This window comes from Stutzerimonas azotifigens DSM 17556, assembly GCF_000425625.1.
In the GTDB taxonomy this organism is placed as follows: domain Bacteria; phylum Pseudomonadota; class Gammaproteobacteria; order Pseudomonadales; family Pseudomonadaceae; genus Stutzerimonas; species Stutzerimonas azotifigens.
In genome coordinates this window covers 249,315-267,858 of the sequence record NZ_KE384410.1, presented here as the reverse complement: position 1 = coordinate 267,858, position 18,544 = coordinate 249,315, and the positions used below count along the sequence as shown (strand labels likewise).

Sequence of the window (18,544 nt, the reverse complement as noted above, 5' to 3'; positions counted from 1 at the left end):
ATTGCTTGATTCAGTTGTTAAAGAGCGTTTCGATCAAGCCTTTCATCTCAACCGAGGCCGCGCATTCTACAGCAGCCTTTCTTGCCGTCAAGCGCTTTTTCGAAAATCTCTTTTCTACTCAACCGCTTGCCCGCCACCTACCGAACAAAGCCCTCGGCAGCGGGAGGCGAATCATACAGCGTTATCCAACCCTGTCAACCCGCCTCGCATTCGCCCGATCGCTCCGGCGAAGCCTTCCAACCCATCGCTAACTCTTTGATTTTCAAGGTCTTTCTTAGCGACTGCGCCGGAAGTGGTGCGCATTATAGAGACCCCATCCGGGCCGTCAACAACTATTTTCGGTCAGTCGACCGATCCGCCCATGTTTTCACTGACACGCTTGCGCCGACGGAGTTGCATCAGATACTGAATCGGGCCCGAAGCCGCATACGCCAGGAAGATCAGCAGCAGGATGCGCGGCGGATCGCTGAAGACGACGGCGAAGATGAGCACGACGATCAGGATCGCCACAAAGGGCACGCGCCCCTTCAGGTCGAGATCCTTGAAGCTGTAGTACTTGATGTTGCTGACCATCAGCAGGCCGGCCAGGGCCACCAGCAGCGCGAACAGCATGACCAGCACGAACGGCAGCTCGGTCCCGCGGATGCCGGGTTCGTCCAGCGCCCACACGGCCCACACCCAGCCCGCGACGACACCCGCCGCCGCCGGGCTGGCCAGGCCGATGAACCAGCGCTTGTCGACCTTGCCGATCTGGGTGTTGAAGCGCGCCAGGCGCAAGGCCGCGCAGGCCGCGAAAATGAAGGCGACGGTGAGACCAACGTTACCCAGGTCGGACAAGGCCCACTGGTAAGCAAGTACCGCCGGCGCCAGGCCGAAGGCCACCATGTCGGACAGCGAGTCGTATTCCGCGCCGAACGCGCTCTGGGTGTTGGTCAGCCTGGCGACACGCCCGTCCAGACTGTCGAGCACCATGGCGACGAAAACGGTCGCCGCCGCTACGTAGAAATTGCCGTTAACCGCATTGATGATCGAGTAGAAGCCCGCGAAGAGATTGGCCGTCGTGAACAGGTTCGGCAGCAGGTAGATGCCCCGATGACGGACCTTGCGCCCCTCGGCATCCCGTACCTCTTCGACGTGCTCGTCGATAGGGAGCAGACTCTCGGGTTCGACGGACTTCTTCGGCTCTTCTTCAGGATGCTCGGTCATGCGCAACTCCCCGTAGCGTGTGATTGGTTTCGACAGACCCGCTCATAGCGGGTTCAGCGAAAGGACGGCGCGCTTTTATACCAGAAGCGCCTCCCCAAACGAAAAGACGCGGCCTGGGCCGCGTCTTTTCGAAGCATCGGTCGATCAGTTCTTGCTCTTGTCGACGATCTTGTTGGCTGCGATCCAAGGCATCATCGCGCGCAGCTTCTCACCGACCTGCTCGATCGGATGAGCTGCGTTGTTGCGACGATAGGCCGTCATCGACGGGTAGTTGGCCGCGCCTTCGGTGATGAACATCTTCGCGTACTCGCCATCCTGGATGCGCTTGAGCGCATTGCGCATGGCGGCGCGCGACTCGGCGTTGATCACTTCCGGACCGGTCACGTACTCGCCGTACTCGGCATTGTTGGAGATCGAGTAGTTCATGTTGGCGATGCCGCCCTCGTACATGAGGTCGACGATCAGCTTGAGCTCGTGCAGACATTCGAAATACGCCATCTCCGGCGCGTAGCCGGCCTCGACCAGCGTTTCGAAACCGGCCTTGACCAGCTCCACGCAACCGCCGCACAGGACGGCCTGCTCGCCGAACAGGTCGGTTTCGGTCTCGTCCTTGAAAGTCGTCTCGATAATGCCGGAACGGCCGCCGCCGACGCCGCAGGCGTAGGACAGCGCCAGGTTCTTGGCATTGCCCGAGGCGTCCTGGTAGACGGCGATGAGGTCGGGGATACCGCCGCCCTTGACGAACTCGGAGCGCACGGTGTGGCCCGGCGCCTTCGGTGCGATCATGATCACGTCGAGGTCGGCGCGCGGCACGACCTGGTTGTAATGGATCGAGAAGCCGTGAGCGAAGGCCAGGGTGACGCCCTTCTTCAGGTTCGGCTCGATTTCTTCCTTGTAGAGACGACCCTGGAACTCGTCAGGCGTCAGGATCATCACCACGTCCGCGGCAGCCACAGCAGCCGGAACGTCGCTCACCTTCAGGCCATGGGCTTCGGCCTTGGCGATCGAGGACGAGCCCGGACGCAGACCGACGGTCACGTCGACACCGGAATCCCGCAGGTTGCAAGCGTGCGCATGGCCCTGGGAGCCGTAGCCGATGATCGCGACCTTCTTGCCCTGGATGATGGAAAGATCGCAGTCTTTGTCGTAATACACTTTCATGGTGTTACCCCTGTTGCTGGCCCGGCAAGGCCTGTCTGTATTTAGATGCTCAGCACTTTGTCGCCACGGGAAATGCCGGTGACGCCGCTGCGAACGACCTCAAGGATCGCGCTGGTTCCGATCGCCTGGATGAAGCTGTCCAGCTTGTCGCTGGTACCGGCGAGCTGGATCGTATAGACGGTGCTGGTGACGTCCACGATCTGCCCGCGGAAGATGTCGGTAGTGCGCTTGACCTCCGCGCGCTGTGCGCCGGTCGCCTTCACCTTGACCAGCATCAGCTCGCGCTCGATGTGTGCGCTCTCCGACAGGTCGACGAGCTTCACCACTTCGATGAGCTTGTTCAGGTTCTTGGTGATCTGCTCGATCACCTCGTCGTGCCCGATGGTGGTCAGCGTCAGGCGGGAGAGCGTGGGATCCTCGGTCGGCGCGACGGTCAGGCTTTCGATGTTGTAGTTGCGCTGGGAGAACAGGCCGACCACGCGTGACAAGGCACCGGGTTCGTTCTCCAGCAGCAGCGAGATGATGTGCCTCATGATCAGGTCCGCTCCGTCTTGCTCAGCCACATGTCACGCATCGCGCCGTCCCGGATCTGCATCGGGTAGACGTGCTCGCTGGAGTCGACCTGGATGTCGAGGAACACCAGGCGGTCCTTCAGGGAGAAGGCCTCCTCGAGCCCCGGCTTGAGGTCCTTGGGTTCGGTGATCCGCATGCCGACGTGGCCATAGGCCTCGACCAGCTTGACGAAATCCGGCAGCGACTCCATGTAGGAATGCGAGTAGCGGCTGTCGTACTGCATGTCCTGCCACTGGCGCACCATGCCCAGCGCGCCGTTGTTGAGGTTGACGATCTTCACCGGCAAGTCGTACTGCAGGCAGGTCGACAGTTCCTGGATGTTCATCTGGATGCTGCCTTCGCCGGTGACGCAGGCCACGTCCACATCCGGGAAGTTCAGCTTGGCGCCCATCGCCGCGGGGAAGCCGAAGCCCATGGTGCCGAGGCCGCCGGAGTTGAGCCAGCGATTGGGCTTGTCGAACTTGTAGTACTGGGCCGCGAACATCTGGTGCTGGCCGACGTCGGAGGCCACGAAGGCCTCGCCGCGGGTCACCTCGCAGAGGGTCTCGATCACGGTCTGCGGCTTGATGATCGAACCGTCGCCCTTGTCGTAGGGGAACAGTCCGCGACTGCCACGCCATTCGTCGATCTGCTTCCACCAGGCGGCGAGCGCCTCGGAGCTGGGCGCCTGTCCGATTTCCTTGACCACCGCGACCATCTCGGTGAGCACGCTGTCGACCGGGCCAACGATCGGGATGTCCGCCTTGATGGTCTTGGAGATGGATGCCGGGTCGATGTCGATATGGATGATCTTGGCGTTCGGGCAGAACTTGCTGGCGCCGTTGATCACGCGGTCGTCGAAGCGCGCGCCGACCGCCAGGATGACGTCCGAATGGTGCATCGCCAGGTTGGCGGTATAGCTGCCGTGCATGCCGAGCATGCCGAGGAACTGGCGATCGCTGCCCGGGTAGGCGCCGAGGCCCATCAGCGTGTTGGTAACCGGCAGGCTGAGCATCTTCGTCAGTTCGGTGAGCTGCGCCGAGGCACCGCCCATGATCACGCCGCCGCCGGAGTAGACGATCGGGCGCTTGGCCGACAACAGCAGCTCGGCTGCCTTGCGGATCTGTCCGGAGTGGCCGCGCACGGCCGGGCTGTAGGAACGCAGCTTGGCCTTCTTCGGGTAGACGTACTCGAATTTCTCGGCGGGGTTGGTCATGTCCTTCGGGATGTCGACCACCACCGGCCCGGGACGGCCGGACTGCGCGAGATAGAAAGCCTTCTTCAGCACCTCGGGGATCTCCGAGGCGTGCTTGATCATGAAGCTGTGCTTCACGATCGGCCGGGAGATGCCGATCATGTCGGTTTCCTGGAAGGCATCGGTGCCGACCATGTTGGAAGCGACCTGACCGGAGATGACCACCATCGGAATGGAGTCCATGTAGGCGGTCGCGATGCCGGTGATGGCGTTGGTCGCGCCAGGGCCGGACGTCACCAGCACCACGCCGGCCTTGCCGGTCGCACGCGCATAGCCATCGGCCATGTGCGTGGCCGCCTGCTCGTGCCGGACGAGGATATGGGTGACTTCCTTTTCCTTGAACAGCGCGTCGTAGATGTGCAGCAGGGCACCGCCCGGGTACCCGTAGATGTACTTAACGCCTTCGTCGCGCAAGAAGCGGACGACCATTTCAGCGCCGGATAAGAGTTCCACGTTGTTCACCTCTGAAACGCCAGATAACCGCCCGCTGCGGAACGGCCAGAATAGGTTACTGCCAAGCAGAGCATGAGCGACGGTGGTCGCCGACTACGTCAGCTACTGACTGAGCGAGTATTGGGACGGCCCAGGTGTTGATCGGGCTTCCCACCCAGCGCGAGGTAACGCGTTGCGGGGTGTTGCGGTCGGCGCGGGTATGCGCCTCATGACCTGCCGGGCGCGCCGATGTGGGCCGCCAGGACAGCAAGCGTAGGATTGTTCGGATTCGCGCCCGGCAAGTCAAGTCTCGACTGGACGCCGGCCTCGGCGTCGCGCTGTGATCTGGCGCAGAATGGCGCGGCGGCCTTTGGGTATAGTAGGCGTCCGGCACGGCATCGAGAAGGAAACAGCATGCGTTGCAGAATTTTGGCGAGCACCCTGCTGCTGGCGCTGAGCACCGGCGTCAGCGCGGGTCAGGTATACCGGTGGGTGGACGCCGAAGGGATCACCCACTTCGGCTCGCAGCCCCCCGAGGGGCAGGTCGCCCAGCCGATCAGCACCGTCACCCGGACCTATCAGCCCGGCATGCCGGTTGTACCGGATGCGCCTGCCGCAGACGCGGAGCAAGAGCGCATCGATCGAGAGGTCAAGGGGCAGGTCGCCGCCCGCGAGGCCGAGCTGAAGCAGTATTGCGAAACCCTCCGGACCAATCTGGCCCAGCTGAAGAACAACCCGCGGGTGCGCGTCGAGGAAAACGGCGAAATGCGCCGTCTTGGCGAGGAAGAGCGCCAGGCCCGCATCGGCGAGACCGAGCACAGGATCGATACGGACTGCCGCTGATCCGCGACGGCCACCGGAACCGGTTCAGCGGGCGATGAGCCGGTCGAATTCGCCGAGGGCTTCCAGCAGACCGCCCACCTCCGAAAGCCGGTCGCGATAAACGACTTCGGCCATCGCCTGCACCCCGGACGCCGACGGCAACGGGTGATCGGCCTCGACGATCACCTTCATGCGCGGCAGGAACACCCACTGCAGCCACTGCTCGAACGCCAGGGTGTCCACGCAGAACGGCTCGACGCTGGCCAGCGCCTCGCGCGTCGGCGCCACCTCGGCCCAAAGACCGAGCCCGCGAAGCTCGCGTTCGATCGCCAGCAGTTGCCCGGCCAGCGCCGGCACCCGGGCATCCATCAGAGGTTGACCCGGGCCCGCTCGCGCGCCTGCGCGGCACCGGCGACGTCGCCCTGCCGCTCACGCGCCTGAGCGATCAGGTCCCACAGCCCGGCCTGCAGCGCCGGCCGCCCGGCCGCATAACTCAGCGCCCGGCGCGACAACTGCTCGGCCTGCACCAGATCGCCCTGCCCCAGGCGCACCTGCGCCAGGCGGTAGAGCACCTGCGGCTCGCGCGGTGCAATCCGCTGCGCGCGCTCGAGGCTCGAGGCGGCGCCGTCCAGATCGCCGCCGCTCTGCAATTGCTGCGCGGTGGTCAGCAGCGCCAGCACCGGGCCATCGAGCTGCTCGTCCTCAGCCAGTGCGCCGGCAGAGGGAATGCCGGTCGGAGCGCTCGGCGCCGAGTACGCCGGAGCCTGCGGCGTGACCGGGGCGGCAGGCGCCGGCTGGGACCAGCCGCTCTGGCTGTCGGGCGATGCGAAGGGAGCGCTCTCCGGGGCGGCGAACGTCAAGGGCGCCTCGTTGCTCTCCGGCACCATGACCACCACGCCCGCGTCGGCCGGCGCCTGCGGCGCGGCGCTGGCCGGCACCGCCCTGGAGGCGACACGCGCACTCCCCTGCTCGGAAGCCGGCGCACTGGCGTCGACCACCGGAATCGCGCGCCGGTCGACACTGGCGCAACCCTGGACCACGGCGACCGCCGCCAGGACAAACAACCACTGCTTGTTCACGTACTCGAGGACCTCGCCCGAAGCTGAATCTGACCACTCATTGCAACCAACCCCGCACCCAGTCCATCACCGACTCGGCCGGCGCACGCAGGCCGCAGCCGGGACCGACCGGGGGTTCGCTGCCGCGAATATAAGGCATCTGTACCGCATCCGGACAGTTGGCGTCCGTGCCCTGCCCGCTGTGCGCATCGACCCAGGCGTAGACCACGTTTTCCGGCGCCGGCGTATTCAGCGGCAGCGGATCGGCGCGACGCATGAAGTCGGTCCACACCTGCAGCGCGCCGGTGGCCCCGGTCAGGGGCGTCTTGCTGTTGTCGTCGCGGCCCAGCCAGACGACCGCCAGCAGGTCCTGGCTGAAACCGGCGAACCAGCTGTCGCGCGAATCGTTGGTGGTACCGGTCTTGCCGGCGAGATTCAGGTTCTGCGGCAGCTGGCTGTAGGCCGAGCGCCCGGTACCCTCGCGCATCACGCGCTGCATGGCGTACTGGGTCAGGTAGATCGCACCGGCATCGAAGCGCTGCTGGATCTGGAAGGGATAGCGCTTGAGCGGCTCGCCGTCGGAACCGAGCACGCTGCGAATGCCGCGCAGCGGTGTATTGAAACCGCCGTTGGCCAGGGTCTGGTACATGCCGGCGACTTCGATCGGCGTCAGCGCCCCGGCGCCCAGCAGCATCGACGGATAAGCCGGCCACTCGCGCTCGACGCCCAGGCGCTTGAGCGTCTTCAGGACGTTCGGCACGCCCATGTCCAGGCCCAGCTTCGCCGTCGACAGGTTGTAGGAATTGGCGAGCCCCTGGTACAGGTAGATGCTTCCGTGAGCCTGGCGATCATAGTTCTGCGGCTTCCAGACCTTTCCATCGGCGCCCTTCACCGAGAAGGGTTCGTCCTCGATGACGCTGGTCAGGGTGAACTGGCTCGGCCGCTCGAGTGCGGTGAGGTAGATTGCCGGCTTGATCAGCGAACCGATCGGCCGCACCGCGTCCAGCGCCCGGTTGAAGCCGGCATAGCCCGGCTGCCGGCTGCCGAGCAGGGCCTGAATCTCGCCGGTTTCCGGATTGGTCACGACCATCGCCGCCTCGACGCTTTCCGCACCCTGGCGGCCGCCCAGCCGTTTCAGCGTCTCGCTCATGGCACGCTCGGCCTTGAGCTGCACGAGCGGATCGAAGCTGGTGAAGACCCGCAGCCCCTCCTCGGTCAGGTCTTCCTCGCGGTAGTCCTGGCGCAGCTGGCGCTTCACCAGATCGAGGAAGGCCGGATAGGAGCTGTCCGCCAGGCTCCCGCGCGGGGTCACGCCGAGCGGCTTGCCCTTGGCCTCGGCGGCCTGCTCGGGGCTGACGATGCCCTGCTCGGCGAGCACGTCGAGCACCAGGTTGCGCCGCTCGAGGGCCCGCTCCGGGTGGCGGCGCGGATTGTAGTAGGTCGGCCCCTTGACCATCCCGACCAGCAGCGCGGTCTGCTCGATCGGCAGTTCGGCGAGCGGCCGGCTGAAGTAGTACTGGCTGGCCAGGCCGAAGCCGTGGATCGCGCGGCGGCCATCCTGGCCGAGGAAGACCTCGTTCAGGTAGGCCTCGAGAATTTCGCGCTTGTCATAGTGCAGCTCCAGCAGGACCGCCATCATCGCCTCGGTGGCCTTGCGCGTCAGACTGCGCTCGCTGGTCAGGTAGAAGTTCTTCACCAGCTGCTGGGTCAGGGTACTGCCGCCCTGGCGCACCTGCCCCGAGGTGGTATTGACCCAGACGGCTCGGGCGATCGACTTGGGCGAAACGCCGAAATGCTCGAAGAAATCGCGGTCCTCGATCGCCACCAGGGTGTCGATGACCGGTTGCGGCACTTCGTCGATGTTGACCAGGATGCGATCTTCGTTGTGCGCCGGGTAGAGCCCGCCGATCATCATCGGCTCGAGACGCGCCACGGCCAGGTCGCGGCCGTCGGCCTCACTGAGCCCGGCGACGAAATCGCCGGAGAAACGCACGCGGATGCGCCGCGGATCCTCAGTGCCTTCGTAGAAGCGGAAACCGCGGGTGTGCAGTTCGACCGTGTTGCCGGCGATCGACAGGGCGCCCGGCTGGGTGGCGGCCTTCTCGCGGCGATAGCCGAGTGCATCGAGTTCGAAGAGGAAGTCTTCCCGGTTCAGTTTCTGCCCGGTGAACAGTTCCAGCGGGCGCGCGTAGACCTTGGCCGGGATGGTCCAGCGCTTGCCGGAGAATTTTTCCTGCACCACCGCATCGAGATAGACGGCGACGCCGGCGAGCAGCACCAGCCCGACCAGCGACAGCTTGAAGATCCAGCCCAGCCACGGGCCGGAGCGACGCGAACGCCCCTTGCCTGCACGACGGGGCGCCCGTTTGCGAGTCCCAGCCACCTTACCTCCTCGAAATTCGTTGGCACCGCCGGGCGCAGCCATCGCACGCCAATGACGCACGGCCTGCCGGGCGGCGGCGCATTATACGCACGACGGCGGGACGCACCGACGGCCTCTCGACGGTTTGCACGACCGCTTGCGCTGGCCATAATGCCGGGCAGCCCAATGTGTGAACTGCTTCGCGAGGTGCTCACACGCCCACAACCGACTGCTAAGGAAAGATCGTGAGCCAAGCATTGATCGCCGCCCTCCAGGACCCGACCCGCTACCCGCATCCGGTACATGACATCCGCGTGGTGGAAACCCACATCTCCTGGGTCGTCCTGACGGGCGATTACGCCTACAAGATCAAGAAGCCGGTCGACTTCGGCTTTCTCGACTTCACCGATCGCGACGCGCGCCGGCATTTCTGCGAAGAGGAACTGCGCCTGAACCAGCGCATGGCTCCGGGCCTGTATCTCGAGGTGGTCGGCATCACCGGCACCCCCGAGTCGCCGGTGCTGGGCGGTGACGGAGAGCCGTTCGAGTACGCCCTGAAGATGCGTGAATTCCCGCAGTCGGCCCTGCTCGCCGAGGTGCAGGCGCGCGGCGAGCTGACCGATGCCCACATCGATGCCCTGGCCGCCCAGATCGGCCGCTTCCACCAGCAGACGCCGACGGTGCAGCCGGACCATCCGCTGAACACCCCGCAGGCGATCGTCGCCCCCATGCGCCAGAACTTCGAGCAGATCCGTCCGCTGCTGTCCGAGGACGCCGACCGCGTGCAGCTCGACGCGCTGGAAGCCTGGACCGAGTGCGCCATCCGCCGCCTCGAGCCGCTGCTGCAGGCGCGCTGCGACCAGGGCTTCATTCGCGAATGCCATGGCGACCTGCACCTGGGCAACGCCACGCTGATCAACGGCCAGGTGGTGCTGTTCGACTGCATCGAATTCAACGAGCCGTTCCGCCTGATCGACATCGCCTCGGACGCCGCCTTCCTCGCCATGGACCTGGAAGACCGCGGCCTGCGCTCGCAGGCGCGGCGTTTCGTCAATGGCTGGCTCGAGCAGACCGGCGACTACCAGGCACTGGCGCTGCTGAACCTGTACAAGGCCTACCGCGCCCTGGTGCGCGCCAAGGTCAATCTGTTCCGCCTGCACCAGGAACAGGACGGCGTGCAGCGCGCCGTCATCCTGCGCAAGTACCGCAGTTACGCGAACCTCGCCGAGCGCTACAGCGCCATCCCCTCGCGCTTTCTGATCATCACCCACGGGGTCTCCGCGGTCGGCAAGAGCCAGGTGGCCCTGCGTCTGGTCGAGGCACTGGGCGCGGTACGCCTGCGCTCGGACGTCGAGCGCAAGCGGCTGCATCAGACCGGATCCGACGCGCTCTATAGCGAAGCGGCGTCGGCCGCCACCTACGCGCGCCTGCACGAACTCGCCGGCCTCGCCCTGCAGGCCGGCTTCCCGGTGGTCATCGACGCCACCTACCTGAAGCAGGCCCAGCGTGCACAGGCCTGGCAGGTCGCCGAAGCCACCGGCGTGCCCTTCCTCATTCTCGACTGCCAGGCCCCCGACGCCGTGGTCCGGCAGTGGCTGGCCGAGCGCCAGGCCGCCGGCGACGATCCCTCCGACGCCACCCTGGAAGTCGTGCAGGCACAGCAGGCGAGCCGCGAACCGCTGAGCGGGGAAGAGCAGATCCACAGCGTACGCATCGACACCCACCAGATGGTCAGCGTCGACGAGTTGGTCGCCGGCATCCGCCAGCGCCTGCCGGGGTTCTGACGAAACGGGCTGCGCGCCGGCAAGCGCCCGCAGCCCTTCTATACTTGCCGGGAAACGAGCCCGGAGGGCACATGCCCGGCCCATTCCTTCGCGCAAGCGGTCGCATCCGACATGGGTGAGGTCAGCCAGTTGTTCTCGGCACGGGCCGACGGCTACGCCCAGTTCCGTCCGCGCTATCCCGCCCCGCTTTTCGACTGGCTCGCCGCGCAGTGCCGCACGCATCGGCGCGCGCTCGACATCGCCGCCGGCAGCGGCCAGGCCAGCCGGCCGCTGACGCGGCATTTCGAACAGGTCCTGGCGTGCGACGCCAGCGAGGCGCAGCTGCGGGCCGCCCGGCCCTGGACGGGCATGCACCCCATCGCCGCCGACGCCGAACGCCTGCCGCTCGCAGCGCGATCGGCCGACCTGGTCGTGGTCGCCCAGGCCCTGCACTGGTTCGCCACGCCGGAATTCTTCGCCGAAGCCGAGCGCGTGATGGCCCCCGGCGGGTTGTTCTGCGCCTGGTGCTACAGCCTGGTCAGCCTGTCGCCGCCAATCGACGCGCTGGTCGCCGAGCTGCACGGCGTCACGCTCGCCGGCTACTGGCCCGAGGGGCGCGCGAGCGTCGATGCCGGCTATCGCGACCTGACCCCACCCTTCCAGCGCCTGCCGGTGCCGCAATTCGCCATCACCGCCGACTGGCGACTCGAGCACCTGCTCGGCTATCTGCGCACCTGGTCGGCGGTCGAGCGCTGGTCACGGCAGCATGCGCGCGATCCGCTGGCCGAACTGGAGCCGCGCCTGCGCGCCACCTGGGGCGATCCAGAGCGGCTGCATCAGGCGCGCTGGCCCCTCCATTTCATCGCCGGCCGGCCGGTGCCCTGACAGCGGGAGGCATCATGCACGACGAACTGCTCGGCCTGCGCAACCTCGGCAAGACCTCGGCCCAGTGGCTGCACGCATCCGGCATCCACACCGCCGAGGACCTGCGGCGGCTCGGTTCCGTCGGCGCCTACCACGAGGTCAGGCGGCGCGGCTTCGCGGCCTCGCGGGTGCTGCTCTACGCCATCGAGGGAGCGCTGCTCGACGTGCCCTGGCAGGACCTGCCCTGCGCGCTCAAGCAGGAGCTCGACGCCCGCTTCGACAGCATCGGCACGCGCAACCGGAGCTAGCTCACAACCTCTCGCGGTGACGATTTACGCTACCCGGCGCGGCGGCATATCGTGCGAAAAACCGCCCGCGCGGCTGCAAAGGACGAACCCCCATGTATTTGCTCGGAGAGCAACCGGCCTACGCCGATCAACTGACCAACCTGCTGCAGAGCGTGCCGTGCCAGCTGCTCGAAGGGCTTGCCCCCTGCGGCGAGCCCTTGCGCCTGGACGAGGTCGAGGAAGACCTGGGCGCGCACCTGCCCGAAGGGCAACTGTTCCTGATCGAAAGCGGCCTGGTCCATGCGCTGGTCCAGGATCGCCCCCTCTTCTATCTGCAGGAGGGCGATCTGCTCGGCCTCAGCCGCAACGCCGAGCTGCCGGCCTGCCGTTACCGCAGCGACGAGCCCCTGGTGCTGGTGCCCTACTCGCGCTCGGCGCTGCTGCGCCACATCCACGCCGACGAGGCGCGCCAGGAACTGCTCGTGCAGTACCTCGGCGGGCACACCGCCCTGCTGGCCGACGCGCTGGTGCGCCTCAAGCAGCCGGAAATCCGCCCGGCGACCGGCTTCCAGCATTTCGCCCCAGGTGCCGAGCTGATCCGCCAGGGCGACGAGGCCGACGATGTCTTCATCATCATCGACGGACAGGCCGGCGCCTTCGTCGACGGCCAGAAGGTCGGCGACGTGCAGAAGGACGAAATCTTCGGTGCCATGGCGTTGTTCACCGGCGAAAGGCGCAGCGCCAGCGTGATCGCCAGCGAGCCCTGCACGGTGATGGTCATTCCGAAGGACCAGTTCCTCGGCCTGATGCAGAACAACCCGCGCATCGCTCACAGCCTGGTGGAAAGCATGGCGCGGCGCATCGGCCTGCTCAATCGGGAAGTCACCCAGTTGCGCCTGTCGCTCACCGCCTGACGAACGGCAAAATTTCGCGAGCATGGCCGTTGACAGGGAAATGAGAATCGTTATTATTGAACTCAGCTGGTCGCGAGATCAGCGGTAATTTGAAAGCCCAGGCAGTCGGACTTTCAGGTTATCTCCTCATCAGGCTAATCACGGTTTTTGACCCGGCTCTGCCGGGTCTTTTTTTGCCTGCTCATCGCGCAGCGCCGCACAGTGATCGACCTGCGGCTGCGCCGGAGTGAACCAGACATAGTCCGCCTGGCCGGCCTCGACCGCCTCGCCTTCCTCGGCCAGCACCAGCACCGCGGCCTGTTCGGCGCCGCCGAGATCTGCCAGGTGCAGTGGCACCCCCAGGTCGCGGCGAACGTGATAGGCCCCGGCCATCAGCCAGGCCGGCGCCGACGCCGCCAGCAGGCGCTCGGCCATCCGCCGGTCGCGCTGCTGCTGCACCGCCAGCATGGCCGGCAGCTGCTCGGCCGGCAGCAGGTCACAGTGAGCCGCGCGGATATGTTCGGCCAGTTGCGCCTGCACCGCCTCGTCGGTCGACCGCCCCGCCGGCAACCGCGGCGCCGAGCGGTAGATGCGACGGATATCCTCGCGGGTCAGGTTGGCCGACAGCAGCGGCGCCGGACGCGCCACTGCCTGGGCCAGCAGTTCACCGTAGAGCCCCCAGTCCCAGCCCGGCTGCCAGCCGAGCGCGGCCGGCAGGTCGTCCACCGGGCGCCCGTCGCGCAACGCCTGGCGGACCGCGTCAACGCGGGGCTGCTGGCCAGGGTCGAGCATTTCCAGCAGCAGCGCCGGCGCTTCGGCCCGGCGATCGACCGCCTGCAGCAGCCAACGCTCGATCCGGTGGTGGGCCGGGTTGTCGTGGCGCTCGCCGATCAGCACCCGTTCGCGGCGGCCCAGCCGCTCGACGAGCTCGGTCGGGGATAGATGCCGGCCGGTCGACAACTCGACGATCCGCCCGCTCGCCGGCTCCGATATCGGCTCGGGCGCGACGGGCATGCGGCTGCAAGCCGCGAGCAGGATCAGGGGGAGCAGCAGCCAGATGCGCATGACGATGACCTTGGCGAGTGAAATCGGGGACCGGCGGACGGTCGATGGCGACGCGATGAGCATAAAAGGCCGGTCTCACCGGAGCCACCACGGATCGCACCAGCGTTGCATCCATGACCGGCGCAGCGATAATCGCCACCCGGAGGCCCCATGACCCATCTCTGCGAGTCCAACGAACTTCCGGAAGGACACAGCCGCGGCTACCGGCACGTGCTGCTGGTGCGCCGGGCCGGCCGTGTCTACGCCTATCTCAACCGCTGCCCGCATCGTAACGTCCCGCTCGAGTGGCAGGCTGATCGCTTTCTCGACGAGAGCGGCAGCCTGATCCAGTGCGCGACCCACGGTGCCCTGTTCCTGATCGAGTCGGGTGAGTGTGTCGCAGGCCCCTGCAGCGGCCGGTTCCTGCAACCGCTGGCGGTCGAAGAGCGAGACGGCGCCATCCGCCTGCTACCGGCAAACGCCCGCGACACTTGAACCGTCCCCGAGGCGGCGCGCGTCCGCTAACATGCGCGCATGCCGATTGCGAGTCCGTCATGCCACGCCTGCTGATCCTCATCCTGCTGCTGTTCACCCTGCCCGCGACCGCGGGGCTGTTCGACAGCCGCCCCGCCCCGGCGCTGGGCGCACCGCTGAACAACAGCAGTGACTTCCTGCCGGTCCGCGAAGCCTTCCGCCTGAGCGTCGTGGAAAGCGGCCCCGAACAACTGACCCTGCGCTTCGTCGCCGCAGACGGCTACTACCTGTACCGCCACCGCTTCCAGTTTGCCGCCTCCGACGCCGAGGTGGCCCTGGGCGCAGCCGAGCTACCGGACGGCGAGCACAAGACCGACGAGTACTTCGGCGACGTCGAGGTCTACTACGGCGTGCTGGACGTGCGCCTGCCAGTCGCCAACCCCGCGAACAAGCCGTTCGACCTGCGCGTGACCTACCAGGGCTGCGCCGACAAGGGCCTGTGCTATCCGCCCGAGACCGAGACCCTGAACTTCGGCGGAGCCGCCGCGCCGACCGCCGGTTCCGGCGCGCCTCCCGCCGCGAGCGCCGGCCAGACGCCCGACTGGCGCTCGGTGGCGCTGTTCTTCCTCGCCGGACTGGGCCTGACCTTCACCCCCTGCGTGCTACCGATGCTGCCGATCCTCTCCGGCGTGGTCCTGCGCGGCCAGGTCGGCGGGATGCGCAGCCTGGCGCTGTCGCTTGCCTACGTGGTGCCGATGGCGCTCTGCTTCGCCCTGCTCGGGGCGCTGATGGGCCTGTTCGGCGCGGAGCTGAACCTGCAGGCGCGCCTGCAGGCGCCCTGGGTGCTGGTGCCCTTCGCGCTGTTCTTCGCGCTGTTCGCGCTGGCCATGTTCGGCGCCTTCGAGCTGCGCCTGCCGCAGGCCCTCAGCGGCCCGCTGGACCGCCTGGCCGGGCGCACCCGCGGCGGCTCCTTCACCGGCGCCGCGCTGCTCGGCGCCCTGTCCAGCCTGCTGGTCTCGCCCTGCGTCTCGGCCCCGCTGGCCGGCGCACTGCTGTACATCAGCGCCAGCGGCGACGCCCTCGGCGGCGGCCTGAAGCTGCTCGCGCTCGGGCTCGGCATGGGCGCGCCGCTGGTGCTGTTCGCCACCGGCGGCGGGGCCCTGCTGCCACGCAGCGGCCCCTGGATGCTGGCGGTGCGCAACGCCTTCGGCGTGCTCTTGCTGGCGGTGGCGGTGTGGATGCTCGAGCGCGTGCTCCCCGGCCCGCTGGCGCTGGCGCTGTGGGGCCTGCTGGCGGCGGGCGTGGCGGTCTTCCTCGGCGCGCTGGAACTGGTGCCCAAGCGCACGCCGGCGCGCCTGGCCCAGCTCGCCGGGCTGGCCCTGCTGGTCTACGGCCTGGCCGCCTGGGTGGGTGCCCTGCAGGGCGGCTCGGACCCCTTGCGGCCGCTGCCCATGGCGCGCGCCGGCGCCCCCGCCGCGCTGCCGCAGGACAGCTGGGTCACCGTCGATACGCCCGCCGCGCTCGACGCGCAACTGGCCGCCGCGCGCAACGCCGGCGAGCCACTGGTGCTGGACTGGTACGCCGACTGGTGCATCAGCTGCAAGGTGATCGAGCGCGAGGTGTTCGCCGAGGCGGACATCGCCACGAGCCTGTCCGGCTACCGCCTGATCCGCTTCGACATCACCGACAGCAATGCCGCGCAACGCGCGCTGCTGGATCGCTACCGGCTGTTCGGGCCGCCGGCGATCCAGTTCTTCGACCGCGGCGGCCGCGAGCTGGAGCAACTGCGGGTGGTCGGCGAAATCGACGCCCCGGCATTTCGCCAGCGCCTCGCCGAGATCGAGCGCCTGCTCTGAGCAGGCGCGACGAACGTCACAAATCATGCGGGCATTTCCGTCGATCAGGGCATGACTGGACAGTCAGCCCGGCCTTGCGGCATAGTCCTCGACTTTCCGCGCCGCCGCAGGCGCTTTTCGACAACAAGAAGGAACCCCCATGGCCAACCTTCTGGTTCTGCACGGTCCCAACCTCAACCTGCTGGGCACCCGCGAACCGGGTGTCTACGGTGCCGCGACACTCGCCGAGATCAACCGCGATCTGGAGGCACGCGCCCAGGCCGCTGGCCACCGGCTGGCGCACCTGCAATCCAACGCCGAGCACGAGCTGATCGAGCGCATCCACGCCGCACGCAGCGAAGGCGTCGATTTCATCCTCATCAATCCGGCCGCCTTCACGCACACCAGCGTCGCGCTACGTGACGCGTTGCTGGCGGTGAGCATCCCATTCATCGAAGTGCACCTGTCGAACGTGCACAAACGTGAGCCTTTCCGTCATCACTCCTATTTTTCCGACGTCGCGGTGGGAGTGATCTGCGGCTTGGGCGCCAGCGGCTACCGCCTGGCGCTGGAGGCCGCCCTGGAACAACTCGCCGCTTCCTGACGCCGGCAGGCCGGTCGCCCCGCGACCGCCGCCGGGCAGGAGGCAGCACTCAACATCAGTAGCTACCGGAGTAATTGCTTCATGGATATTCGCAAAGTCAAGAAACTGATCGAGCTGTTGGAAGAGTCGGGTATCGACGAGCTGGAGATCCACGAAGGCGAAGAGTCTGTGCGCATCAGCCGCCACAGCAAGCAGGCCGCCATGCCGCAGCCGATCTACGCGCAGGCCCCGGCGCCCGCCCCGGCTCCGGCCGCCGCACCGGCAGCCGCCGCCGAGGCCGCCCCGCAGCAGCCGAAGCTCAACGGCACCGTGGTTCGCTCGCCGATGGTCGGCACCTTCTACCGCGCCTCCTCGCCGGCCGCCAAGGCCTTCGTCGAAGTCGGCCAGACCGTCAAGAAGGGCGACGTGCTGTGCATCGTCGAAGCCATGAAGATGATGAACCACATCGAAGCGGAAACCGGCGGCACCATCGAATCCATCCTCGTGGAGAATGGTCAGCCGGTCGAGTTCGACCAGCCGCTGTTCACCATCGTCTGAACCGCGGAGAGCCTGCGATGTTGGAAAAAGTTCTGATCGCCAACCGCGGCGAGATCGCCCTTCGCATCCTGCGCGCCTGCAAGGAGCTGGGGATCAAGACCGTGGCGGTGCACTCCACCGCCGACCGCGAACTGATGCATCTGGCGCTGGCCGACGAATCCGTGTGCATCGGCCCGGCATTGGCGACGCAGTCCTACCTGCACATTCCGTCGATCATCGCCGCCGCCGAAGTCACCGGCGCCACCGCGATCCACCCCGGCTACGGCTTCCTCGCCGAGAATGCCGATTTCGCCGAGCAGGTGGAAAAATCCGGCTTCGCCTTCGTCGGCCCGAAGGCCGACACCATTCGCCTGATGGGCGACAAGGTGTCGGCCAAGAACGCCATGATCAAATCCGGCGTACCCGTGGTACCGGGCTCCGACGGTCCGCTGCCGGAAGACGAAGAGGCGGCGCTGGCGATCGCCCGCGAGGTCGGCTATCCGGTGATCATCAAGGCCGCCGGCGGCGGCGGCGGACGCGGCATGCGCGTGGTGCACAAGGAAGAGGACCTGATCAAGTCGGCCAAGCTGACCCGCACCGAGGCCGGCGCGGCCTTCGGCAACCCGATGGTCTACCTCGAGAAGTTCCTCGGCAACCCGCGTCACGTGGAAGTCCAGGTACTCTCCGATGGCCAGGGCAACGCCATCCACCTGTACGACCGCGACTGCTCGCTGCAGCGTCGCCACCAGAAGGTGCTGGAGGAAGCCCCCGCCCCGCTGATCGACGAAAAGGCCCGCGCCGAAGTGCTGCAGCGCTGCGTCGATGCCTGCGTCGAGATCGGCTATCGCGGCGCCGGCACCTTCGAGTTCCTCTACGAGGACGGCCGCTTCTACTTCATCGAGATGAACACCCGCGTGCAGGTCGAGCACCCGGTCACCGAGATGGTCACCGGTGTCGACATCGTCAAGGAGATGCTCAGCATCGCCGCCGGCAACAAGCTGTCGATCAGGCAGGAAGACGTGGTCGTCCGCGGCCATGCGCTCGAGTGCCGGATCAACGCCGAGGACCCGCAGACCTTCATGCCGAGCCCCGGCAAGGTCAAGCACTTCCATGCCCCGGGCGGCAACGGCATCCGCGTCGATTCGCACCTGTACAGCGGCTACTCGGTTCCGCCGAACTACGACTCGCTGATCGGCAAGGTCATCGCCTACGGCAACAGCCGCGACGAGGCCATGGCGCGCATGCGCAACGCCCTCGACGAGATCGTGGTCGACGGCATCAAGACCAACGCGCCGCTGCACCGCGACCTGGTGCGCGACGAAGGCTTCTGCAAGGGCGGCGTGAACATCCACTACCTGGAAAAGAAACTGGGTATGGACAAGCACTGATCTCCTCTCACGGAGACGACAAAAGCGC

18 protein-coding genes and 1 pseudogene are annotated in these 18,544 nt (G+C 66.9%); 11 read left to right on the top strand and 8 right to left on the bottom strand.

Features of this window, described 5'->3' with window-relative positions; genetic code table 11:
• A pseudogene (locus H610_RS26020) lies at window positions 1-251 on the top strand (hypothetical protein); the annotation flags it as partial.
• A 91-nt stretch (window positions 252-342) separates the two neighbouring features.
• Here the strand turns inward: H610_RS26020 and pssA are convergent.
• From pssA to H610_RS0114600, 4 genes are all read right to left on the bottom strand, one after another.
• A complete protein-coding gene (gene pssA, locus H610_RS0114615) occupies window positions 343-1,206 on the bottom strand; it encodes a CDP-diacylglycerol--serine O-phosphatidyltransferase (protein ID WP_028240367.1) in 864 nt (287 codons plus the stop codon).
• 144 nt (window positions 1,207-1,350) lie between these two features.
• Complete coding sequence (gene ilvC / locus H610_RS0114610) at window positions 1,351-2,367, bottom strand: ketol-acid reductoisomerase (RefSeq protein ID WP_028240366.1); 1,017 nt, start codon at window positions 2,365-2,367, stop codon at window positions 1,351-1,353.
• A gap of 41 nt (window positions 2,368-2,408) precedes the next feature.
• Window positions 2,409-2,900: an acetolactate synthase small subunit gene (ilvN, locus tag H610_RS0114605; protein WP_028240365.1), complete on the bottom strand. Its 492-nt coding sequence runs from the start codon at window positions 2,898-2,900 to the stop codon at window positions 2,409-2,411.
• A 2-nt stretch (window positions 2,901-2,902) separates the two neighbouring features.
• A complete protein-coding gene (locus tag H610_RS0114600) occupies window positions 2,903-4,627 on the bottom strand; it encodes an acetolactate synthase 3 large subunit (RefSeq protein ID WP_028240364.1) in 1,725 nt (574 codons plus the stop codon).
• 393 nt (window positions 4,628-5,020) lie between these two features.
• On the opposite strand from H610_RS0114600, the gene H610_RS0114595 reads away from it, so the two are divergent.
• Entirely contained in the window at window positions 5,021-5,449 is a 429-nt protein-coding gene (locus H610_RS0114595; protein ID WP_028240363.1) for a DUF4124 domain-containing protein, read from the top strand.
• Window positions 5,450-5,473: 24 nt separating this feature from the next.
• Here the strand turns inward: H610_RS0114595 and H610_RS0114590 are convergent, their stop codons facing one another.
• Genes H610_RS0114590 through mrcB form a run of 3 tightly spaced genes read right to left on the bottom strand, consistent with a single transcriptional unit; the run spans window position 5,474 to window position 8,869 of the window.
• The gene (locus H610_RS0114590; RefSeq protein WP_028240362.1) at window positions 5,474-5,797 is read right to left on the bottom strand and encodes a YqcC family protein; all 324 of its coding nucleotides are present in this window, start codon (window positions 5,795-5,797) and stop codon (window positions 5,474-5,476) included.
• Window positions 5,797-6,507 (bottom strand): tetratricopeptide repeat protein, encoded by a 711-nt coding sequence (locus H610_RS0114585; RefSeq protein ID WP_028240361.1) that lies wholly within the window; start codon window positions 6,505-6,507, stop codon window positions 5,797-5,799. The genes H610_RS0114590 and H610_RS0114585 overlap by 1 nt, the downstream gene beginning before the upstream one ends.
• 37 nt (window positions 6,508-6,544) lie before the next feature.
• The gene (gene mrcB, locus H610_RS0114580; protein WP_028240360.1) at window positions 6,545-8,869 is read right to left on the bottom strand and encodes a penicillin-binding protein 1B; all 2,325 of its coding nucleotides are present in this window, start codon (window positions 8,867-8,869) and stop codon (window positions 6,545-6,547) included.
• Window positions 8,870-9,093: 224 nt separating this feature from the next.
• Between mrcB and H610_RS0114575 the strand changes: the two genes are divergently transcribed.
• The 4 genes from H610_RS0114575 (at window position 9,094) to H610_RS0114560 (ending at window position 12,676) form a co-directional block, all read left to right on the top strand.
• On the top strand, window positions 9,094-10,632 hold the full coding sequence (locus H610_RS0114575) for a bifunctional aminoglycoside phosphotransferase/ATP-binding protein (protein ID WP_028240359.1): 1,539 nt from the start codon (window positions 9,094-9,096) through the stop codon (window positions 10,630-10,632).
• Window positions 10,633-10,743: 111 nt separating this feature from the next.
• Window positions 10,744-11,496 (top strand): class I SAM-dependent methyltransferase, encoded by a 753-nt coding sequence (locus tag H610_RS0114570; RefSeq protein ID WP_028240358.1) that lies wholly within the window; start codon window positions 10,744-10,746, stop codon window positions 11,494-11,496.
• Between the two features lie 14 nt (window positions 11,497-11,510).
• Window positions 11,511-11,783, top strand: a complete 273-nt coding sequence (locus H610_RS0114565; RefSeq protein WP_028240357.1) for a TfoX/Sxy family protein — start codon at window positions 11,511-11,513, stop codon at window positions 11,781-11,783.
• A gap of 92 nt (window positions 11,784-11,875) precedes the next feature.
• Window positions 11,876-12,676, top strand: a complete 801-nt coding sequence (locus H610_RS0114560; RefSeq protein WP_028240356.1) for a Crp/Fnr family transcriptional regulator — start codon at window positions 11,876-11,878, stop codon at window positions 12,674-12,676.
• Between the two features lie 138 nt (window positions 12,677-12,814).
• Here H610_RS0114560 and H610_RS0114555 read toward each other — a convergent pair whose 3' ends face one another.
• Window positions 12,815-13,720 (bottom strand): ChaN family lipoprotein, encoded by a 906-nt coding sequence (locus H610_RS0114555; protein ID WP_028240355.1) that lies wholly within the window; start codon window positions 13,718-13,720, stop codon window positions 12,815-12,817.
• Window positions 13,721-13,870: 150 nt separating this feature from the next.
• Here H610_RS0114555 and H610_RS0114550 point away from each other — a divergent pair, with 150 nt between their 5' ends.
• The 5 genes from H610_RS0114550 (at window position 13,871) to accC (ending at window position 18,516) form a co-directional block, all read left to right on the top strand.
• The gene (locus tag H610_RS0114550) at window positions 13,871-14,194 is read left to right on the top strand and encodes a Rieske (2Fe-2S) protein (protein ID WP_028240354.1); all 324 of its coding nucleotides are present in this window, start codon (window positions 13,871-13,873) and stop codon (window positions 14,192-14,194) included.
• 59 nt (window positions 14,195-14,253) lie between these two features.
• A complete protein-coding gene (dsbD, locus tag H610_RS0114545; protein WP_028240353.1) occupies window positions 14,254-16,029 on the top strand; it encodes a protein-disulfide reductase DsbD in 1,776 nt (591 codons plus the stop codon).
• A gap of 139 nt (window positions 16,030-16,168) precedes the next feature.
• Window positions 16,169-16,612, top strand: a complete 444-nt coding sequence (gene aroQ / locus H610_RS0114540) for a type II 3-dehydroquinate dehydratase (RefSeq protein ID WP_028240352.1) — start codon at window positions 16,169-16,171, stop codon at window positions 16,610-16,612.
• A gap of 81 nt (window positions 16,613-16,693) precedes the next feature.
• Window positions 16,694-17,149 carry an acetyl-CoA carboxylase biotin carboxyl carrier protein gene (gene accB, locus H610_RS0114535; RefSeq protein ID WP_028240351.1) on the top strand — a complete coding sequence of 152 codons (456 nt, stop codon included), beginning with the start codon at window positions 16,694-16,696 and terminating at the stop codon, window positions 17,147-17,149.
• A 17-nt stretch (window positions 17,150-17,166) separates the two neighbouring features.
• A complete protein-coding gene (accC, locus tag H610_RS0114530; protein WP_028240350.1) occupies window positions 17,167-18,516 on the top strand; it encodes an acetyl-CoA carboxylase biotin carboxylase subunit in 1,350 nt (449 codons plus the stop codon).
• Window positions 18,517-18,544: the final 28 nt, after the last annotated feature.

What these genes read in the sequence shown, in the direction of transcription:
- pssA (WP_028240367.1), bottom strand. Translation starts at nt 1,206, where the DNA reads ATGACCGAGCATCCTGAAGAAGAGCCGAAGAAGTCCGTCGAACCCGAG.
- ilvC (WP_028240366.1), bottom strand. Translation starts at nt 2,367, where the DNA reads ATGAAAGTGTATTACGACAAAGACTGCGATCTTTCCATCATCCAGGGC.
- ilvN (WP_028240365.1), bottom strand. Translation starts at nt 2,900, where the DNA reads ATGAGGCACATCATCTCGCTGCTGCTGGAGAACGAACCCGGTGCCTTG.
- H610_RS0114595 (WP_028240363.1), top strand. Translation starts at nt 5,021, where the DNA reads ATGCGTTGCAGAATTTTGGCGAGCACCCTGCTGCTGGCGCTGAGCACC.
- H610_RS0114590 (WP_028240362.1), bottom strand. Translation starts at nt 5,797, where the DNA reads ATGGATGCCCGGGTGCCGGCGCTGGCCGGGCAACTGCTGGCGATCGAA.
- H610_RS0114570 (WP_028240358.1), top strand. Translation starts at nt 10,744, where the DNA reads ATGGGTGAGGTCAGCCAGTTGTTCTCGGCACGGGCCGACGGCTACGCC.
- H610_RS0114565 (WP_028240357.1), top strand. Translation starts at nt 11,511, where the DNA reads ATGCACGACGAACTGCTCGGCCTGCGCAACCTCGGCAAGACCTCGGCC.
- H610_RS0114560 (WP_028240356.1), top strand. Translation starts at nt 11,876, where the DNA reads ATGTATTTGCTCGGAGAGCAACCGGCCTACGCCGATCAACTGACCAAC.
- H610_RS0114555 (WP_028240355.1), bottom strand. Translation starts at nt 13,720, where the DNA reads ATGCGCATCTGGCTGCTGCTCCCCCTGATCCTGCTCGCGGCTTGCAGC.
- H610_RS0114550 (WP_028240354.1), top strand. Translation starts at nt 13,871, where the DNA reads ATGACCCATCTCTGCGAGTCCAACGAACTTCCGGAAGGACACAGCCGC.
- dsbD (WP_028240353.1), top strand. Translation starts at nt 14,254, where the DNA reads ATGCCACGCCTGCTGATCCTCATCCTGCTGCTGTTCACCCTGCCCGCG.
- aroQ (WP_028240352.1), top strand. Translation starts at nt 16,169, where the DNA reads ATGGCCAACCTTCTGGTTCTGCACGGTCCCAACCTCAACCTGCTGGGC.
- accB (WP_028240351.1), top strand. Translation starts at nt 16,694, where the DNA reads ATGGATATTCGCAAAGTCAAGAAACTGATCGAGCTGTTGGAAGAGTCG.
- accC (WP_028240350.1), top strand. Translation starts at nt 17,167, where the DNA reads ATGTTGGAAAAAGTTCTGATCGCCAACCGCGGCGAGATCGCCCTTCGC.